The organism is Streptomyces sp. IBSBF 3136, from assembly GCF_036815105.1.
In the GTDB taxonomy this organism is placed as follows: Bacteria; Actinomycetota; Actinomycetes; order Streptomycetales; family Streptomycetaceae; genus Streptomyces.
In genome coordinates this window covers 1-16420 of sequence record NZ_JAJSZC010000132.1, presented here as the reverse complement: position 1 = coordinate 16420, position 16420 = coordinate 1, and the positions used below count along the sequence as shown (strand labels likewise).

The 16420-nt window shown below is 70.1% G+C and carries 11 protein-coding genes and 1 pseudogene; 8 read left to right on the top strand and 4 right to left on the bottom strand.

Going from position 1 to position 16420, the window contains the following annotated elements; all coding sequences use genetic code 11:
* Nucleotides 1-211, bottom strand: a pseudogene (locus V7E45_RS25430) (hypothetical protein); the annotation flags it as partial.
* Between the two features lie 59 nt (nucleotides 212-270).
* Nucleotides 271-561 (bottom strand): hypothetical protein, encoded by a 291-nt coding sequence (locus tag V7E45_RS25425; protein WP_333776522.1) that lies wholly within the window; start codon nucleotides 559-561, stop codon nucleotides 271-273.
* 313 nt (nucleotides 562-874) lie between these two features.
* Here V7E45_RS25425 and V7E45_RS25420 point away from each other — a divergent pair, with 313 nt between their 5' ends.
* From V7E45_RS25420 to V7E45_RS25390, 7 genes are all read left to right on the top strand, one after another.
* The gene (locus V7E45_RS25420) at nucleotides 875-3034 is read left to right on the top strand and encodes an ABC transporter family substrate-binding protein (RefSeq protein ID WP_333776521.1); all 2160 of its coding nucleotides are present in this window, start codon (nucleotides 875-877) and stop codon (nucleotides 3032-3034) included.
* A gap of 144 nt (nucleotides 3035-3178) precedes the next feature.
* The gene (typA, locus tag V7E45_RS25415; RefSeq protein ID WP_333776520.1) at nucleotides 3179-5095 is read left to right on the top strand and encodes a translational GTPase TypA; all 1917 of its coding nucleotides are present in this window, start codon (nucleotides 3179-3181) and stop codon (nucleotides 5093-5095) included.
* Between the two features lie 415 nt (nucleotides 5096-5510).
* Nucleotides 5511-6557 carry an ABC transporter permease gene (locus V7E45_RS25410; protein ID WP_333776519.1) on the top strand — a complete coding sequence of 349 codons (1047 nt, stop codon included), beginning with the start codon at nucleotides 5511-5513 and terminating at the stop codon, nucleotides 6555-6557.
* A 102-nt stretch (nucleotides 6558-6659) separates the two neighbouring features.
* The gene (locus V7E45_RS25405; protein WP_333776518.1) at nucleotides 6660-8456 is read left to right on the top strand and encodes an ABC transporter substrate-binding protein; all 1797 of its coding nucleotides are present in this window, start codon (nucleotides 6660-6662) and stop codon (nucleotides 8454-8456) included.
* 99 nt (nucleotides 8457-8555) lie between these two features.
* The gene (locus V7E45_RS25400) at nucleotides 8556-9533 is read left to right on the top strand and encodes an ABC transporter permease (RefSeq protein WP_333776517.1); all 978 of its coding nucleotides are present in this window, start codon (nucleotides 8556-8558) and stop codon (nucleotides 9531-9533) included.
* A gap of 15 nt (nucleotides 9534-9548) precedes the next feature.
* Entirely contained in the window at nucleotides 9549-10610 is a 1062-nt protein-coding gene (locus V7E45_RS25395; RefSeq protein ID WP_333776516.1) for an ABC transporter ATP-binding protein, read from the top strand.
* 13 nt (nucleotides 10611-10623) lie between these two features.
* Complete coding sequence (locus V7E45_RS25390; RefSeq protein ID WP_333776515.1) at nucleotides 10624-11745, top strand: ABC transporter ATP-binding protein; 1122 nt, start codon at nucleotides 10624-10626, stop codon at nucleotides 11743-11745.
* Here the strand turns inward: V7E45_RS25390 and V7E45_RS25385 are convergent.
* Both V7E45_RS25385 and V7E45_RS25380 read right to left on the bottom strand, forming a co-directional pair.
* Nucleotides 11742-12479, bottom strand: coding sequence for a class I SAM-dependent methyltransferase (locus V7E45_RS25385; protein WP_333776514.1), 738 nt, complete (start codon nucleotides 12477-12479; stop codon nucleotides 11742-11744). The genes V7E45_RS25390 and V7E45_RS25385 overlap by 4 nt on opposite strands.
* Nucleotides 12480-12537: 58 nt before the next feature.
* Complete coding sequence (locus V7E45_RS25380) at nucleotides 12538-13830, bottom strand: MFS transporter (protein ID WP_333776513.1); 1293 nt, start codon at nucleotides 13828-13830, stop codon at nucleotides 12538-12540.
* Nucleotides 13831-14089: 259 nt separating this feature from the next.
* Between V7E45_RS25380 and V7E45_RS25375 the strand changes: the two genes are divergently transcribed.
* Nucleotides 14090-16420, top strand: a 2331-nt coding sequence (locus tag V7E45_RS25375) for a condensation domain-containing protein (RefSeq protein WP_333776512.1), incomplete at its 3' end; no start/stop codon positions are given.

The following is a 16420-nucleotide window of genomic DNA, read 5'->3' as shown; positions in this document are numbered from 1 at the left end:
ATTAGAGCGGGGACACGTCGGGCGCGGATTATTAGGGGGGTGTCGCCACCGCGCGCCAGGTCGAGTAGACGACGAAGGCGAACAGACCGGCCGCGGTGACGGCGGGCGCCAGCCACCAGCGGTCGGTCCGCAGATGCGGTGCGTCGATCGCGGCGCGCGTACCGGCGCGTACGCCGCCGCTGTTCGGTCGGGGTTCCGTACCAGTGGCCAAGACAGGACTCCGGTCGGCTCAGGGATGGGGGGTGCGGGCCGGTGCGGGCCGGTCGCCGCTCAGGGCGCGTGCCGGTCGCGGGCGCCCAGCCCCTCGTCGTCCGAGTCCGTCCACAGGGTGATGTCGTACGGCGTGTCGGAGATGGTGACGAGGTCGGGCCGGTTCGGGGCGGCCGGGGTGCTGGCGGCTTCCCGCAGCAGGCCGAGGCTCTCGCGCAGATGGTCGGCGTCCACGCGGACCCGGCGCATCTCCAGGCCCCCGCTGCCGACCTGCTTCTCCAGCCGCCCGATCGACCGGTACAGGTCGTCGAGGCAGCGCTGGACGGATGTCAGTTCGTCGTACACGGACATGACTTGCCCTCACTTCCACGGGTCCTGCGGGCCCTGGGCGGCGACGTTCAGGCGCCTTGGAGTGTTGCGCCTCACACCTGGTGCTGTGAAGAGATGTGCACCGATTGGCCGAGGCGTACGGATGCACATTCGGTGTGTTGCGCCGCACGGGTGGGCTTACCGTCCGTCGTCGCCGTGTCGCCCGCTGTTGCCGGATCCTTTCCTCTTCAGTGGGTGCATAGATCTGATCAGCTCCATATACAGCCAAAAGTGATCAGCTCCATATACCGACAAATGTGAGCATAAAGCCCGCGGCTTCCCGGAGGTAGCAGAGATGTCCCACGACGGCGTCGGCCTGCGCGCGGTCCTGCGCTCGGCCGCCTTCCTCACCGCGGGCGCCCTCGCGGTGTCCCTGCTCGCCGGCTGCGGCTCCGACGAGAAGCCCAGCCGTCCGCTGGCCGCGCAGGACATCGCCCTCGCCGCCCGCGCCAAGGTCGCCGAGGGCGGCACCCTGAAGTGGGCCGTGGACGCCGTACCGGAGACCCTGAACACCTTCCAGGCCGACGCCGACACGGGCACCACCCGCGTCGCCCAGGCCGTGCTGCCCTCGATGTTCCGCCTCGACGCGACCGGGCGCCCGGTGGCCAACCCCGCCTACCTGGAATCCGCCAAGGTCATCGAGACGGAACCGCGGCAGGTCGTGCTCTACAAGCTGAACCAGCAGGCGGTCTGGAGCGACGGGCGGGAGATCGGCGCCGCCGACTTCGTCGCCCAGTGGCGCGCCCTGTCCGGCGGGAACACCGCCTACTGGACCGCCCGCAACGCCGGCTACGACCGCATCTCCAAGATCGAGCGCGGCGCGAGCGACCTCCAGGTCCGGGTCACCTTCGCGCGCCCCTACGCCGACTGGAGGTCGCTGTTCTCCCCGCTGTACCCCAAGGACGTCATGGGCACCCCGGACGCCTTCAACGACGGCGCCCGGCGCAAGCTGAACATCACCGCGGGCCCCTTCAAGGTCGAGAAGGTCGACACCGCCAAGAAGGACGTCGTCCTCACCCGCAACCCCCGCTGGTGGGGCAAGCCCGCCAAGCTGAACGAGATCGTGCTGCACGCCGTGGACCGCGACAAGCGGGCCGCCGCGCTCGCCGACGGCAGCGTGGACCTCGCCGACGTCGACCCGGCCGAGGCCGACCGGATCGCCCTGGCCTCCCGCGGGCAGGGCACCGGCACCCCGCTGCAGGGCGCCGGGAAGACCTCCGCGAAGAAGATGCGCTCCTGGGCACTGGCCCACGGCTTCGGCTCCGACGAGGTCAAGGTCGGACGGAAGAAGCTGCGCAAGGCCATCACCCGGTACCTGAAGCAGCAGGACGAACTGCGCGCCTTCGCCGTCCGCAAGTCGCTGGAGCCCGCCTACACCCAGCTGGCCCTCAACGGCGCCGGTGGCCCCCTCGCCGACCAGCGGGTCCGCCAGGCCGTCGCCCGCGCGCTCGACCGCCGGGAGCTGGCCAAGCTCGTGCTGACCCCGCTGGGCCTGCCCGCCGACCCGGTCGGCAGCCACCTCGCGCTGTCCGGGCAGGACGCCTACACCGACAGCAGCGGCGTGCTCGGCAGCCAGGACACCAAGGAGGCCCAGGCCCTGCTCGCGGACGCCGGCTGGGTGCCCGGGGGACCCGTGAAGCAGCCCAAGAAGGGCGAGAAGGCGGCCGGCGCCGAGAACGACCGCGGCGACCAGGAGAGGAAGTCCGACGGCGGCAAGGAGGGCGAGTACATCGTCGGCGAGGACGACAAGGGCGCCCACCACGAGAAGGGCGACGAGGGCGACAAGCACCTCGCCCAGGACGGCAGGCAGTACACCGGCAACGGCGGCGCGCCGGGCGCCTACGCCCCGCAGGGCACCGCGGCCCCGGCCGGCGCCGTCACCGGCCCGCTCGCCAAGGACGGCAAGGCGCTCGCCCTGCGCTTCGTGCTGCCCTCCGGCCCCGGCTCGGACACCCTGAACACCGTGGCGCTGCGGATCTCGGCCATGCTGGAGAAGGTCGGCATCCGCACGACGATCACCAAGGTCTCGGACGAGAGCTACTTCAAGGACCACATCGCCTCCGGCGACTACGACCTCGCCCTCTACTCCTGGCCCTCCTCCGCCTTCCCGGCGACCGACGCCCGGCCCATCTTCGCCAAGCCGGTCGCGGCCGCCGACGGCTCGGTGAACGTCGAGCAGAACTTCACCCGGGTCGGCACCGACCAGGTCGACCAGTTGTTCGACCAGGCCGCCGCGGCGCTGGACGAGGACGAGGAGCGCGACCTCATCCGCAAGGCGGACTCCCGCATCTGGGCCATGGCCGGCTCCATCCCGCTCTACCAGCGGCCCCAGCTCGTCGGCGTCCGGAAGACCCTGGTCAACGCGGGCGCGTTCGGCTTCCAGACGCCCGTCTACGAGGACATGGGCTTCGTGAAGAAGGGTGTCACGGCCGGGGCGAGCCCGTCCGGACACTGAGTGCCGCGTGGCCCCGCGGAGGCCGACCCCCTCGGGGCCACGTACCATGGGGTGAGGCCGTGGCGTGTCAAGCCCGGCAGGCCCGCGTCACACGGACGTACGCAGCAGCAGGGCCTTCTCACCACTCTGGGAGTTCGCCGCACTATGGCTGTGACTGCTACACGTCACGACATCCGCAACGTCGCCATCGTCGCCCACGTCGACCACGGCAAGACGACCATCGTCGACGGCATGCTGAAGCAGGCCGGCGCCTTCGCCGCCCACCAGCTCGACTCGGTCGACGACCGCATGATGGACTCGAACGACCTGGAGCGTGAGAAGGGCATCACGATCCTCGCCAAGAACACGGCGGTCAAGTACCACCCGAAGGACGGCGGCGAGCCGATCACGATCAACATCATCGACACCCCCGGCCACGCCGACTTCGGTGGCGAGGTCGAGCGTGGTCTGTCGATGGTCGACGGTGTCGTCCTGCTGGTCGACGCGTCCGAGGGCCCGCTCCCGCAGACCCGCTTCGTGCTGCGCAAGGCCCTCCAGCAGCGCCTGCCCGTCATCCTGTGCATCAACAAGACGGACCGCCCGGACTCCCGGATCGACGAGGTCGTCAACGAGACCTACGACCTGTTCCTGGACCTGGACGCGGACGAGGACCAGATCGAGTTCCCGATCGTCTACGCCTGTGGCCGTGACGGTGTCGCCTCGCTGACCAAGCCGGCCGACGGCACGGTCCCGACCGACAGCGACAGCCTGGAGCCGTTCTTCTCCACCATCCTGGAGCACATCCCCGCCCCGACGTACGACGAGACCGCCCCGCTCCAGGCCCACGTCACCAACCTGGACGCCGACAACTTCCTCGGCCGCATCGCGCTGCTCCGCGTCGAGCAGGGCGAGCTGCGCAAGGGCCAGACGGTCGCCTGGATCAAGCGCGACGGCTCGATCAGCAACGTCCGCATCACCGAGCTGATGATGACCGAGGCGCTCACCCGCAAGCCCGCCGAGAAGGCCGGCCCCGGTGACATCTGCGCCGTCGCCGGTATCCCGGAGATCATGATCGGCGAGACCCTCGCCGACACCGAGAACCCGATCGCCCTCCCGCTGATCACGGTCGACGAGCCCGCGATCTCCATGGTCATCGGTACCAACACCTCCCCGCTGGTCGGCCGCGGCGGCACCGGCAAGGGCGCGGACGCCAAGGCGGCCGTCAAGGACCGCAAGGTCACCGCCCGCCAGGTCAAGGACCGCCTGGACCGCGAGCTGATCGGTAACGTCTCGCTGCGCGTGCTGGACACCGAGCGCCCCGACGCCTGGGAGGTCCAGGGCCGTGGTGAGCTGGCGCTCGCCATCCTGGTCGAGCAGATGCGCCGCGAGGGCTTCGAGCTGACCATCGGCAAGCCCCAGGTCGTCACCAAGCAGATCGACGGCAAGACCTACGAGCCCGTCGAGCGCATGACGATCGACGTGCCCGAGGAACACATGGGTGCCGTCACCCAGCTCATGGGCGTCCGCAAGGGCCGGATGGACAACATGTCCAACCACGGCTCGGGCTGGGTCCGCATGGAGTTCGTCGTGCCCTCCCGCGGCCTCATCGGCTTCCGTACCGAGTTCCTGACGCAGACCCGCGGCACGGGTATCGGCCACTCCATCCACGAGGGCTTCGAGCCGTGGTTCGGCACCCTGCAGACCCGTAACAACGGTTCGCTGGTCGCCGACCGCGCCGGTGCCGTCACCGCGTTCGCGATGACGAACCTCCAGGAGCGCGGCGTGCTGTTCACCGAGCCGGGCACCGAGGTGTACGAGGGCATGATCGTCGGCGAGAACTCGCGCTCCGACGACATGGACGTGAACATCACCAAGGAGAAGAAGCTCACGAACATGCGGTCGTCCTCGGCCGACTCGTTCGAGGCGATCGTGCCGCCGCGCAAGCTGTCGCTGGAGCAGTCCCTGGAGTTCTGCCGCGACGACGAGTGCGTGGAAGTCACCCCGGAGGCCGTTCGCATCCGTAAGGTGAACCTGGACGCCCGCGAGCGCGCCCGCGCCGCGAGCCGCGCCAAGCACGGCTGAGGCCGCCGCCGGCCAACCCGTAGGACCCGGTTCTCCAGAGCTGTCAGGAGAGCCGGGCCTTCGGCGTGCCCGGGGTGATGTCCGCACGTCGCACGGGTTCCGCCGCCTGACCGTGCGTCGGAGGACGGCCGTGGGGCGAGTGTTCGGATAGCGGCGACCCGCGCCTCACGTTTCGGACATGTAACGCTAAAAAATATAACGCTCTGTCCGATTTGCCGAGATCTTGATGTTCGTGTCAAGCGCGCACAGGTGTCGATCTTTGCAATTTTTGCTCAAAAAATTGAAGGTAGGGAGATCCCTATGTCTTCCGCCCTTGACGCGCGTTGAACACATTGGCGAAAGTTCCCCCAAACCGCAGAACTCTCCGGTATCTGCGCTGCGCTCAGCTCTCCAACCCCCCGGGGGAAGAACACACATGACCAGTCCAGCCAAGGCTGAAGGCTCCGGGCCGTCGGTTGCCTTGGAGCCCGAACTCGAGTCGAAGCCCGAGCCTGTCAAGGTCGAGAAGACGCTCGAGGGTCGCTCTCCCGGCCAGCTGATGTGGCAGCGCTTCAAGCGTGACCGTACCGGTGTCATCTGTGCCGCGATAGTGATTTTCTACTTCGTCGTGGCGCTCGCCGCGCCGCTGCTGACCAAGATCAGCGGGACGAACCCGTACACGCTGTACGGGCAGGACCCCACCTACCAGGACACCCCGGTCCTCGACGACTTCGGCCTGCCGCTGGGCTACTTCGGTGGTCTGTCCGGAACCCACTGGTTCGGAGTCGAGCCGCAGGTGGGCCGCGACATCTTCGCCATGCTGGTCTACGGCATGCGGACCTCGCTGTTCATGGCGCTCGGCGTGACCGTCCTGATGATGGCCACGGGCGTCATCCTCGGCCTGATCGGCGGCTACTTCGGTGGCCGCACGGACTACTGGATCGGCCGGGTCACCGACTTCTTCCTCGCCTTCCCGCAGCAGTTGTTCTTCATCGCCTTCATGCCCGTGGTGACCGCGTTCTTCGTGGACCCGCGGGAGGAGACGCCGACGTACTTCCGCGCCCTGGCGATGCTGATCGTGCTGTGGGTGCTCGGCTGGATGGGTATGGCCCGCCTGGTCCGCTCCACGGTGCTGTCCCTGCGTGAGCGTGAGTTCGTGGAGGCCGCCAAGGTCTCCGGAGCCTCGCCCTGGCGGATCGTCCGCAAGGAGATCCTGCCGAACGTGGTGACGCCCATCCTGGTGCAGTTCACGTACACGCTGCCCAGCACCATCCTCACCATCGCCTTCCTCTCCTTCGCGGGTGTCGGCTTCGTCGAGCCGACCCCGGACTGGGGACGACTGTTCGCCAACGGCTCCAAGTACGCGGAGCAGGACCCGTCGTTCATCTTCTTCCCCGGTGTGGCGCTGGTGATCTTCGTCCTGGCCTTCAACCTCCTCGGAGACTCGGTCCGGGACGCCTTCGACCCCAAGTCCGGGCGGTAGATCGTCCATCTGGTGGGGGATCGCTGCCACCCCCGCGCCGGCCTGCCAGCCGCGTCAGGCAGTACTCATGGATAACAACCGACAGGTAGGTGCATTCGCCTCATGAAGTCGTTCAGCTCGCGCAGAGCGCAGGCCATCGTCGTCGCGTTCGCGGCCGGTTCCCTCGTGCTCACCGGATGCTCCGAGAACAAGGGCTCCGACACCGGTGCGAACTCCAAGAAGGACCAGAAGGAAGCCTCGGTCCAGTCGAAGGCGGTCACCTACGCCGACGCCGCCGGTTCCACCGGTCCGGCGAAGGACGTCGCGGGTGCCCAGAGCGGCGGCACCATCACGGTCTACCAGGAGGCGGGCCTCTCGCACCTGGACCCGGGTCAGACCTACGTCTCCGACGCCGGTCAGGTCGCGAACCTGCTCTTCCGTCGCCTGACGCAGTTCCAGGAGGACGACAAGGGCAACATCTCGGTCGCCGGTGACCTCGCCACCGACGCCGGCAAGTCCTCGGACGGCGGCAAGACCTGGACGTTCACCCTCAAGGACGGCATCAAGGACGCCAAGGGCAACGCCATCACGTCCGCCGACGTCCGCCACACCGTCGAGCGCCTGTACGCGAAGTTCATCTTCGACGGCCCGACCTACCTGCAGACCTGGCTGAGCGGCGCCGACTACCGCAAGGCGCTGCCGGACGGCGGCTTCGGCAAGAAGCACCTGCCGAAGTCGGTCCTGGACACGCCGGACGACAAGACGGTCGTCTTCCACTTCGACCAGCCGCGTCCTGACCTGCCGCAGACGCTGGCCATGGCCGGCTACGCCATCGTCCCGGCGAAGGACGACACCAAGGAGAAGTACGACAAGGCCCCGGTCGCGACCGGCCCGTACAAGATCCAGTCGTACAAGAACGGCAAGTCCCTGGTGCTCGTCAAGAACACCAACTGGGACCCGAAGACCGACTCCGTGCGCCACCAGTACGTGGACGGCTTCAACTTCCAGTTCGGCGTCACCGAGTCGACCCAGACCAAGCGTCTGATCGCCGACCAGGGCGAGGACAAGAACGCCATCCAGCTCACCGGCGGCGTCGAGGCCACGCAGATCCAGGACGTCATCAAGAACCCGTCCGCCAACAAGCGCACGGTCAAGGGCTACCAGCCCTACGTCATGCAGCTGACGTTCAACCTGGACCGCGTGAAGGACCTCAAGGTCCGCCAGGCCATCACCTACGCGGTGAACTCCAAGTCGCTCATCGCCGGTGAGGGCGGTGTCTACGGCGGCGACGTGGCCCCGAACTACTTCGCCCCGACCCTGCCGGGCTACGAGGCCAAGTACGACCCGTACGGCCGCCTGGCGACCCCGCAGGGCAACATCGCCAAGGCCAAGGAGCTCCTCAAGGGCGTCCCGGCGTCCGAGAAGAAGGTCGTCTTCGCGTACGGCAACAGCGAGAACGGCCAGAAGCGCAAGGTCGCCATCGAGGACGCCCTCACCAAGGTCGGCTTCAACGTCGTCTCCAAGGAGGTCGACGCGGCGAGCTACTACGAGCAGATCGGCAAGCTCGACAACCCGTACGACATGTACATCACGGGCTGGGGCCAGGACTGGCCGGCTCCGTCCACCGTCGTCACCCCGATCTACGACGGCACCCAGGTCGCCGACGGTGCGCCGAACTACTCGCACGTGAAGGACCCGAAGGTCGACGCCCTCATCAAGAAGGCGCTGACCCAGCAGCCGACCCAGGCCGCGAAGACCTGGAAGGAAGCCCAGCACTACCTGCTGGAGAAGGTCGTCCCGGCGGCTCCGCTGTGGTACACCAAGCAGTTCCAGCTCTCCGGGTCGAACGTGGGCGGCGCCCGCTACGGGTCGGTGTCGAGCCTCATCGACATCACCCAGCTGTACCTGAAGAAGTCGTAACTCTCTACGGCTGATCGCGGGGACGCGCACCAGGCGGAGCGCGTCCCCGCACCTCCGTGAAACCTCCCACTCGTCTCCGCAGAGAGCAGCCCTCCCGCCATGCTTCAGTTCATCATCCGGCGCACGGTCGGTGCCCTGGTCACCCTGTTCCTCATCAGCGCCGCGACCTTCTTCCTGTTCGTCGCCGCGCCTTCCGATTACGCCTCCCTGGCCTGTGGCAAGGACTGCTCTCCCCAGAGGCTGGAGGACATCCGCCAGGCCCTCGGTCTCAACCTGCCCATCGTCCAGCAGTTCTGGGACTTCATGTCCGGCATCGTGATGGGCCGTGACTTCCCGACCGGACACTGCAACGCCCCCTGCCTCGGCCAGTCGTTCTACTCGGGCGACATGGTCTGGGGCACGATCATGGACCGCTTCCCCACCACCCTGACCCTCACCATCGGTGGTGCGGTCGTCTTCCTCGTGCTCGGTGTGGGTGCCGGCATGGTCGCCGCCTTCCGGCGGGGCTCCATGGTGGACAAGGTCGCCACCGGCGCGTCGATGGTCCTCAGCTCGTTCCAGATCTACTTCCTGGGTCCGATCGTCCTGATCATCTTCGTCTACAGCACGGGCTGGATGGAGAACCCCCAGTACGTGCCGATCACCGAGGACCCGTGGGGCTGGTTCACGGGCATGCTCCTGCCCACCCTGGTGATGGCCACCATCTTCACCGCGCAGTACACCCGTATGGCCCGCTCGTCGATGATCGAGCAGCTCGCCGAGGAGCACGTGCGCACCGCCCGCGCGAAGGGCATGTCGCGCAAGTACGTCTTCTTCCGCTACGCCTGGCGCGGCTCGATGATCCCGATCGTCACCGTGCTCGGTATCGACCTCAGCAGCATGCTCGGCGGTGCCGTCGTCACCGAGATCACCTTCTCCCTCCAGGGAATCGGTCGGCTCGCCGTGGACGGAGCGGTCCACAAGGACCTCCCGCTGACCATGGGCGTCATGTTGTTCGGTGCCTTCTTCATCCTGCTCTTCAACATCCTCACCGACATCGCGTACGCCTGGATCGACCCGCGCGTCCGGCTCTCCTAGGAAGAACGAACCACCGTGACCACACTGACCAAGACCGAGGGCACTCCGGCCCCGACCGGTGCGGAGAGCTTCCTCTCGGTGCGCGATCTGAAGGTGCAGTTCTCCACCGAGGACGGCATCGTCAAGGCGGTCGACGGCCTCTCCTTCGACGTCGAGCGCGGCAAGACCCTGGGCATCGTCGGCGAGTCCGGCTCCGGCAAGTCCGTCACCAACCTGACGATCCTGGGCCTGCACAACCCGCGCACCACCACCATCGACGGCGAGATCGTCCTCGACGGCAAGGAACTCGTCACCGCCAAGGAAAAGGAGCTGGAGCAGCTCCGCGGCAACAAGATGGCGATGATCTTCCAGGACCCGCTGACCGCGCTGTCGCCGTTCTACACGGTGGGCCGCCAGCTGTCCGAGCCGTTCATGAAGCACCGCGGCGCCTCGAAGAAGGAGGCGAAGGACCGGGCCATCCAGATGCTGGAGAAGGTCGGCATCCCGCAGCCCAAGGTGCGCTTCGACGACTACCCGCACCAGTTCTCCGGTGGTATGCGCCAGCGCGCGATGATCGCCATGGCGCTGATGTGCGACCCCGACCTGCTGATCGCCGACGAGCCGACCACCGCGCTCGACGTGACCGTGCAGGCCCAGATCCTGGACCTGCTCAAGGACCTCCAGCAGGAGTTCGGCTCCGCGATCATCTTCATCACCCACGACCTCGGCGTCATCTCGCACATGGCGGACGACCTGCTGGTGATGTACGCCGGCCGGGCCGTGGAGCGCGGCAGCACCAAGGAGGTGCTGTACGACCCGAAGCACCCCTACACCTGGGGCCTGCTCAGCTCGATGCCGCGCCTGGACAGCGACATCAACACGGCACTGACGCCGATCCCCGGCAGCCCGCCCTCGCTGCTCAACCCGCCCTCGGGCTGCCGCTTCCACCCGCGCTGCGCGTTCAGGGACGAGGTGCAGGGCAACCTGTGCTCCGAGGTCCGGCCGGCGCTGGGCGAGGGGCGCGCCTCGGCGTGCCACCTGACGCCGGAGCAGAAGCAGACCATCTTCATCGACAAGATCCAGCCCCGGCTGCGCTAGGGAGAACCGAGACATGAGCGAGAACCTCACCCTCCCCGCACAGCAGGGCACCACCGGCAGCGCGCCCGAGGCGCTGCTGGAGGTCAAGGGCCTCACCAAGCACTTCCCGATCTACGGCGGCTTCCCGATCAAGCGGAAGGTCGGCGCGGTCCAGGCGGTCGACGGCATCGACCTGAGCGTCGGGGTCGCCGAGAGCGTCGGCCTGGTCGGCGAGTCCGGCTGTGGCAAGTCGACCACGGGCCGGCTCATCACCCGGCTGCTGGAGCCGACCGCCGGCACGATCACCTACTCTGGGCAGGACATCACGCACGCCTCGCGCCGGCAGATCGCGCCCGTGCGGTCCGAGATCCAGATGATCTTCCAGGACCCGTACTCCTCGCTGAACCCGCGGCAGACCGTCGGCTCGATCATCAAGTCGCCGATGGAGGTCAACGGGATCGAGCCGCAGGGCGGCCGGGAGAAGAAGGTCCGCGAGCTCCTCGAGCTCGTCGGCCTGAACCCGGAGCACTACAACCGCTTCCCGCACGAGTTCTCCGGCGGTCAGCGCCAGCGCATCGGCGTCGCCCGCGCCCTGTCGCTGAACCCGAAGCTGATCGTGGCCGACGAGCCGGTCTCCGCGCTGGACGTCTCCATCCAGGCGCAGGTGGTGAACCTGCTCCAGAAGGTCCAGAAGGAACTGGGCATCGCGTTCCTGTTCATCGCCCACGACCTCGCCATCGTCCGGCACTTCTCGCAGCGCGTCGCGGTCATGTACCTCGGCAAGGTGGTCGAGGTCGGCGACCGGGACTCGATCTACAACCGGCCCCGCCACCCCTACACGCACGCCCTGCTGTCGGCGGTGCCGGAGGTCGGCGTCGACGAGGAGACCGCGGACCGCGAGCGGATCCGTCTCTCCGGCGACGTCCCCTCGCCGATCAACCCGCCGTCCGGCTGCCGCTTCCGCACCCGCTGCTGGAAGGCGCAGGACAAGTGCGCGACCGACGAGCCGCCGCTGGTGCAGATCTCCGGCAACCGTGACGGCCACCTGACGGCCTGCCACTTCCCGGAGGACCCCACGACCGAGGCCCGTGACGAGGACATCGTCCTGGACCCGGCCCTGGCGGCGCTGGAGGAGGGCGACGCCCCGCAGGCCTAGGCCCGCGGAGCGGCGACGGTGATGATCTCGGGGCTGGCGGGGGTCACGGGCCCCCGCCCCCAGTCCCCGTAGCGCTCGGCGACGGCCAGACCGGCCTCGCCGAGGAAGCCGTCCAGGGCGGTGGTGCCGAGGAACCGCAGGGTGCTCCGGCACACCCGCGGCCGCGGCCAGCGCGCCCCGGCGTACGTCTCCGTGAACGTGACCCGGTCCCCGGTGGGGGCCGGGTCCGCGTCGTGCCAGACCCGTACCGGCCCGTCGTCGCCGGTGAACTCGTGCACCCGGTCCGGGGTCCAGCGCTCCCAGGCGCGGGCGGCCGGGTTCCGGGTCTCGAAGACGAACCGGCCGCCGCCCGCGAGCGCGCGGCGCACCCCGCTCAGCAGTCCGCGCACCTGTTCGTCGCGCAGGAGCTCCTGGAACGCGTGGCCGGTCATCACGACCAGGTCGAACGCCCCGTCCCAGGCGTGCGAGAGCAGGTCCCCGAGCACCCACTCGACGCCCGGCTCCGCCCGGCGGGCCTGCACGAGCATGGCGGCCGCCGGGTCGAGGCCGGTGAGCCGGCCCTGGTGCCCGGCCTCCCGGGCACCGCGCAGCAGCCGGCCGGTGCCGCAGCCGACGTCGAGGACCGAACCGGCGGCGAGGACGAGCTCCAGGTAGAAGTCGTCACCGGGGCCCCAGAGGTTCAACTTGTCGTAGAGCGCGGCGAGTTCGAAGTCGCCGAAGACGCGATCGACCATGTCCGAAGTCTGCCTGCCGACCGGGTGCCGGGGTGCGGGAACGGCGGGACCCGGGCGGTCAGCCCTCGCCCGCTTCGGCGGCCCCGGTGCCGGCGTCCGGCTCCGGGAGGTCGTCCAGCGCGCGGCGGGGCAGCAACGGCACGGCGGCCAGTGTGCACAGGAGCAGCAGTCCGGCGGCGAGGAAGAACGGCGCCCGCAGCCCGAACCGGTCCGCGACGAGTCCGCCGGCGAGGCCGCCGAGCGGCGTCAGACCGTTGATCACCAGCCGGTAGGCGCCGTTGACCTGGCCGAAACGCTCCTTCGGGATCAGGGTCTGGCGCAGCGTCGCGGTGAGGACGTTGCCCAGCGTGATGGCGGCGCCGACGAACGTCAGGGCGAGCGCGGCCACCAGCGGGTGCGAGGTCCAGCCGGCGACGGCGAAGGACGCCGGGCACAGGGCGAAGGAGAGCTGCAGGGCACGGCCCCGGCCCAGCGCGGAGACCACCAGCGGCGCGGTCACCACGCCGATCAGGCCGCCGCCGGCGATGACCAGCATCAGCAGCCCGTACATGGTCTGGCTGAGCTTCAGCGTGTCCAGGGCGTAGAGCACGGCGACCCCGAGCACCGCCAGCACCGCGAAGTTGAACAGGGCCACCAGCAGGCACACCGTCCGCAGCAGCCGGTGCCGCCACAGCCACACCACCCCGGCCGCGGTGTGCGACCCGAGCGACCGCAGCGTCAGGGGCGTGCCCCGGACGGCCGCGCCCCGCGGCCGTACCCTGAGGACGAGCAGCGCGGACACCGCGAAGCAGGCGGTGGCGAGCCCGAAAGGCAGCGCGTGCGCCACCGCGAACAGAGCGGTGCCCAGCGGCGGGCCGAGGAACTCCATCGTGACCAGCTGGCCGGTCAGCAGCCTGCTGTTGGCCGAGTCGAGGGCGTCGGCGGCGGCCATGTCGGGCACCACGGCCTGCGCCAGGTTCTCCGCCATCGTCTCGACCGAGCTGAGTAGGAACGCGACCACCACCAGAGCGGTCAGACTCGCCCGGCCGGTGAGGAGCACCATGACCAGACCCGCGAGGACGGCGGTCCTGGCCGCGTCGCACAGCCACAGCAGCCGGTAGCGGTCCCAGTGGTCGATGAGGGTCCCGCTGAACGGGCCCACCAGGACCCAGGGCAACTGGCCGGCCACCGTCACCAGCGACACCTTCAGCGGATCGGCGGTGATAGTGGACGCCAGGACGGCCAGCGCGATCATCCGCACTCCGTCGCCCAGCCCGGAGAAGGTCGTCGCGGCCCACAGCCGGCGGAACCCCGGGCCGAAGCGGCGCCGCGCGGACGGCAGGGCGGGGGCGGTCAGGGCGTGGTCGGCCACCTCGGGAGGTTCCCTTCTGATCCGGGCTGCGCCCGGGCCGTGATCCGGCCGGCGGCCGGGCCGCCGGCAGCCCCGGCCGGGGGTACGGGCACCCGATGCTGCCCGGACCCGGCGCCCCGGGACAGTCGGGGACTTACCCGACTGCCGGACGCCACCGCCCCGGGGGAGCATCCCGTGCAGTGCCATGCATGCGGAGCAGCGCAGTCACCGGGAGGCGCGCGGCCCCCCGGTCGGCGCGACGGAGGAGAGACGGACGCCGATGACCGAAGAGAGCCTTGTGGCCGACACATCGTTCGCGCAGCAGAGCCTGTGGCTGCAGAACGAGATAACCCCGGGCCAGTCCGCGTACAACGTGACGGCGGCGGTGCGGCTGCGCGGCCCGCTGGACGTCCCGGTGCTGCGGCGCGCCCTTGGCCTGGTGGTGGAACGGCACGAGGTCCTGCGCACCACCTTCGACCTCGACGACGGTGACCCGGTACAGGTGATCCACCCGTCCGCACCGGTCGACGTCCCGGTGCTGGACACCACGGAGGAGGGGTTCGAGGCGACCGCGCGCCGGGAGCTGGAGACACCCTTCGACCTGCGGCAGGGCCCGCTCATGCGGTTCCGGCTGCTGCGCCTGGCACCCGACCACCATGTGGCGCTGCTCGCCATCCACCACATCGTCACCGACGGCCTCTCCTCGGGCATCCTCTTCGGGGAGCTGACCGCGGCCTACGCGGACCTGCGGGCGGGCCGGGAGCCACGCCTGCCCGAACTCCCCATCCAGTACGCGGACTTCGCCGCCTGGCAGCGTGAACGGCTGACCGGGGAGCACCTCGACGGGCTGCGCGCCCACTGGGCCCAGGAGCTGTCCGGCGCGCAGCCGCCCGAGCTGCCGACCGACCGGCCCCGGCCCGCCGTCGCCAGCGGGCGGGGCGCCGCCCACCACTTCACCCTGCCGGCCGCCCTGGTGCGGCGCGTGGAGGCGCTCGCCCGCCGGCGCACCGCGACTCCGTTCATGGTGCTGCTGGCCGCCTTCAACGTGCTGCTCGCCCGCTACGGCGGCCAGGACGACATCACCGTCGTCTCGCCGACCGCCGGCCGCGACCGGCCCGAACTCGAGGGCCTTATCGGCTACTTCGTCAATCCGTTGTTCCTGCGCACGGACCTGTCCGGCGACCCCGCCTTCCTCGAACTGCTCGACCGGGTGCGGACGGCCTTCCAGCGCGCCGTCGCCCATCAGGAACTGCCCTTCGAGCAGGCCGCCGACCTGCTGCGCCGGCACGGCCCGGGGGCCGGCGAGGACCCCGCGCGGGTGCTGATGGTGCTCCAGGCCAAGGCGCCCGAGCGGTGGACCGCCGCCGGACTCACCTTCGAGATGGCGCACGTGGGCACCGGCACCGCCAAGATGGACCTGGCCATGGACGTCCGGCCGGCCGACGACGGCCACCGGGTGGTGCTGGAGTACAGCACCGACGTGTTCGACGCGGACACGGTACGACGCCTGGCCGGGCACTTCGTCGCCCTGCTCGAAGCGATCGCCGAGCAGCCGGACCGTCCGCTGTCCCGGCTGCCGCTGCTGGACGCCGAGGAGCGCCGGACCGTGCTGGCCGCCGCCCCCGGCGCGCTCACCGCACCCGTCACCGGCCCGGTCCAGGCGGCCGTGGAGCGGTGGGCGGCCGCGACCCCGGACGCGCCCGCGCTGATCGCACCGGAGACCCCTCTGACCTACCGGCAGCTGGACCGGCGGGCCGGGGAACTGGCGGAGCGGCTGCGCGCCCACGGCGTGCGCCCCGGCACCCCGGTGGCCCTGCGCGCCATGCCGTCGGCCGGCCTCGCGATCGCCGCGTACGCCGTCCTCAAGGCGGGCGGCGCGTGCTTCCCGCTCCACCCCGACGTCCCCGGGCCGCTGGAGCGAACGCTCCTCGCCGAGTCCGGGGCACTGGTCCTCGCGGAGGTGTCCGCCGCCTCCGGAGCGGTGCCGGTCTCCGCAGACACCGCCTCACCGCCGGTCTCGGATGCCTCCGCGCCGCTGCCGACCGCCACCGGCTCCGAACCGCTGCCGACGTCCGCCGACTCCGTGCCGTCGCCGGACGTCACGCCCGCCCTGCTCGCCTGGACGGTGACCGGTCCGGGTGCCGTCGGCGTCGTCCCGCTGAGTCACACGGCGGTGCTCACCGCCGCGCAGGGCACCGCGGCCGCGCTGGACCTGGTCCCGGGCGGCGTCCACAGGTGCGCGCCGGACAGCCCCGAGCAGTTCCTGCCCGAGCTGCTGGCGGCGCTGACCGGCGGCGCGGCCCTCGAACTCGCTCCGTCGGCGCGGGCCGGTACCGTCGGGACGGACCCACACGCGCCCCGGCTCCGGGTGCTGCCGGGCACGGCCGGCGCGTACGCCGTGGCCGCGCCGTCCGCCGGTCCGGACCCGGTGGCCCTCCGGCCCGCGGGCTACGACCTGTACGTCCTCGACGCACACCGGGAACCCGTGCCTTTCGGCGCCGTCGGCGACCTCCACCTCGGCGGTGCCGCCGTCGGCGACCTCCACCTCGGCGGTGCCGCCGTCGGCGACCTCCACCTCGGCGGTGCCGCCGTCGGCGACCTCCACCTCGGC

What these genes read in the sequence shown, in the direction of transcription:
- V7E45_RS25425 (WP_333776522.1), bottom strand. Translation starts at nt 561, where the DNA reads ATGTCCGTGTACGACGAACTGACATCCGTCCAGCGCTGCCTCGACGAC.
- V7E45_RS25420 (WP_333776521.1), top strand. Translation starts at nt 875, where the DNA reads ATGTCCCACGACGGCGTCGGCCTGCGCGCGGTCCTGCGCTCGGCCGCC.
- typA (WP_333776520.1), top strand. Translation starts at nt 3,179, where the DNA reads ATGGCTGTGACTGCTACACGTCACGACATCCGCAACGTCGCCATCGTC.
- V7E45_RS25410 (WP_333776519.1), top strand. Translation starts at nt 5,511, where the DNA reads ATGACCAGTCCAGCCAAGGCTGAAGGCTCCGGGCCGTCGGTTGCCTTG.
- V7E45_RS25405 (WP_333776518.1), top strand. Translation starts at nt 6,660, where the DNA reads ATGAAGTCGTTCAGCTCGCGCAGAGCGCAGGCCATCGTCGTCGCGTTC.
- V7E45_RS25400 (WP_333776517.1), top strand. Translation starts at nt 8,556, where the DNA reads ATGCTTCAGTTCATCATCCGGCGCACGGTCGGTGCCCTGGTCACCCTG.
- V7E45_RS25390 (WP_333776515.1), top strand. Translation starts at nt 10,624, where the DNA reads ATGAGCGAGAACCTCACCCTCCCCGCACAGCAGGGCACCACCGGCAGC.
- V7E45_RS25385 (WP_333776514.1), bottom strand. Translation starts at nt 12,479, where the DNA reads ATGGTCGATCGCGTCTTCGGCGACTTCGAACTCGCCGCGCTCTACGAC.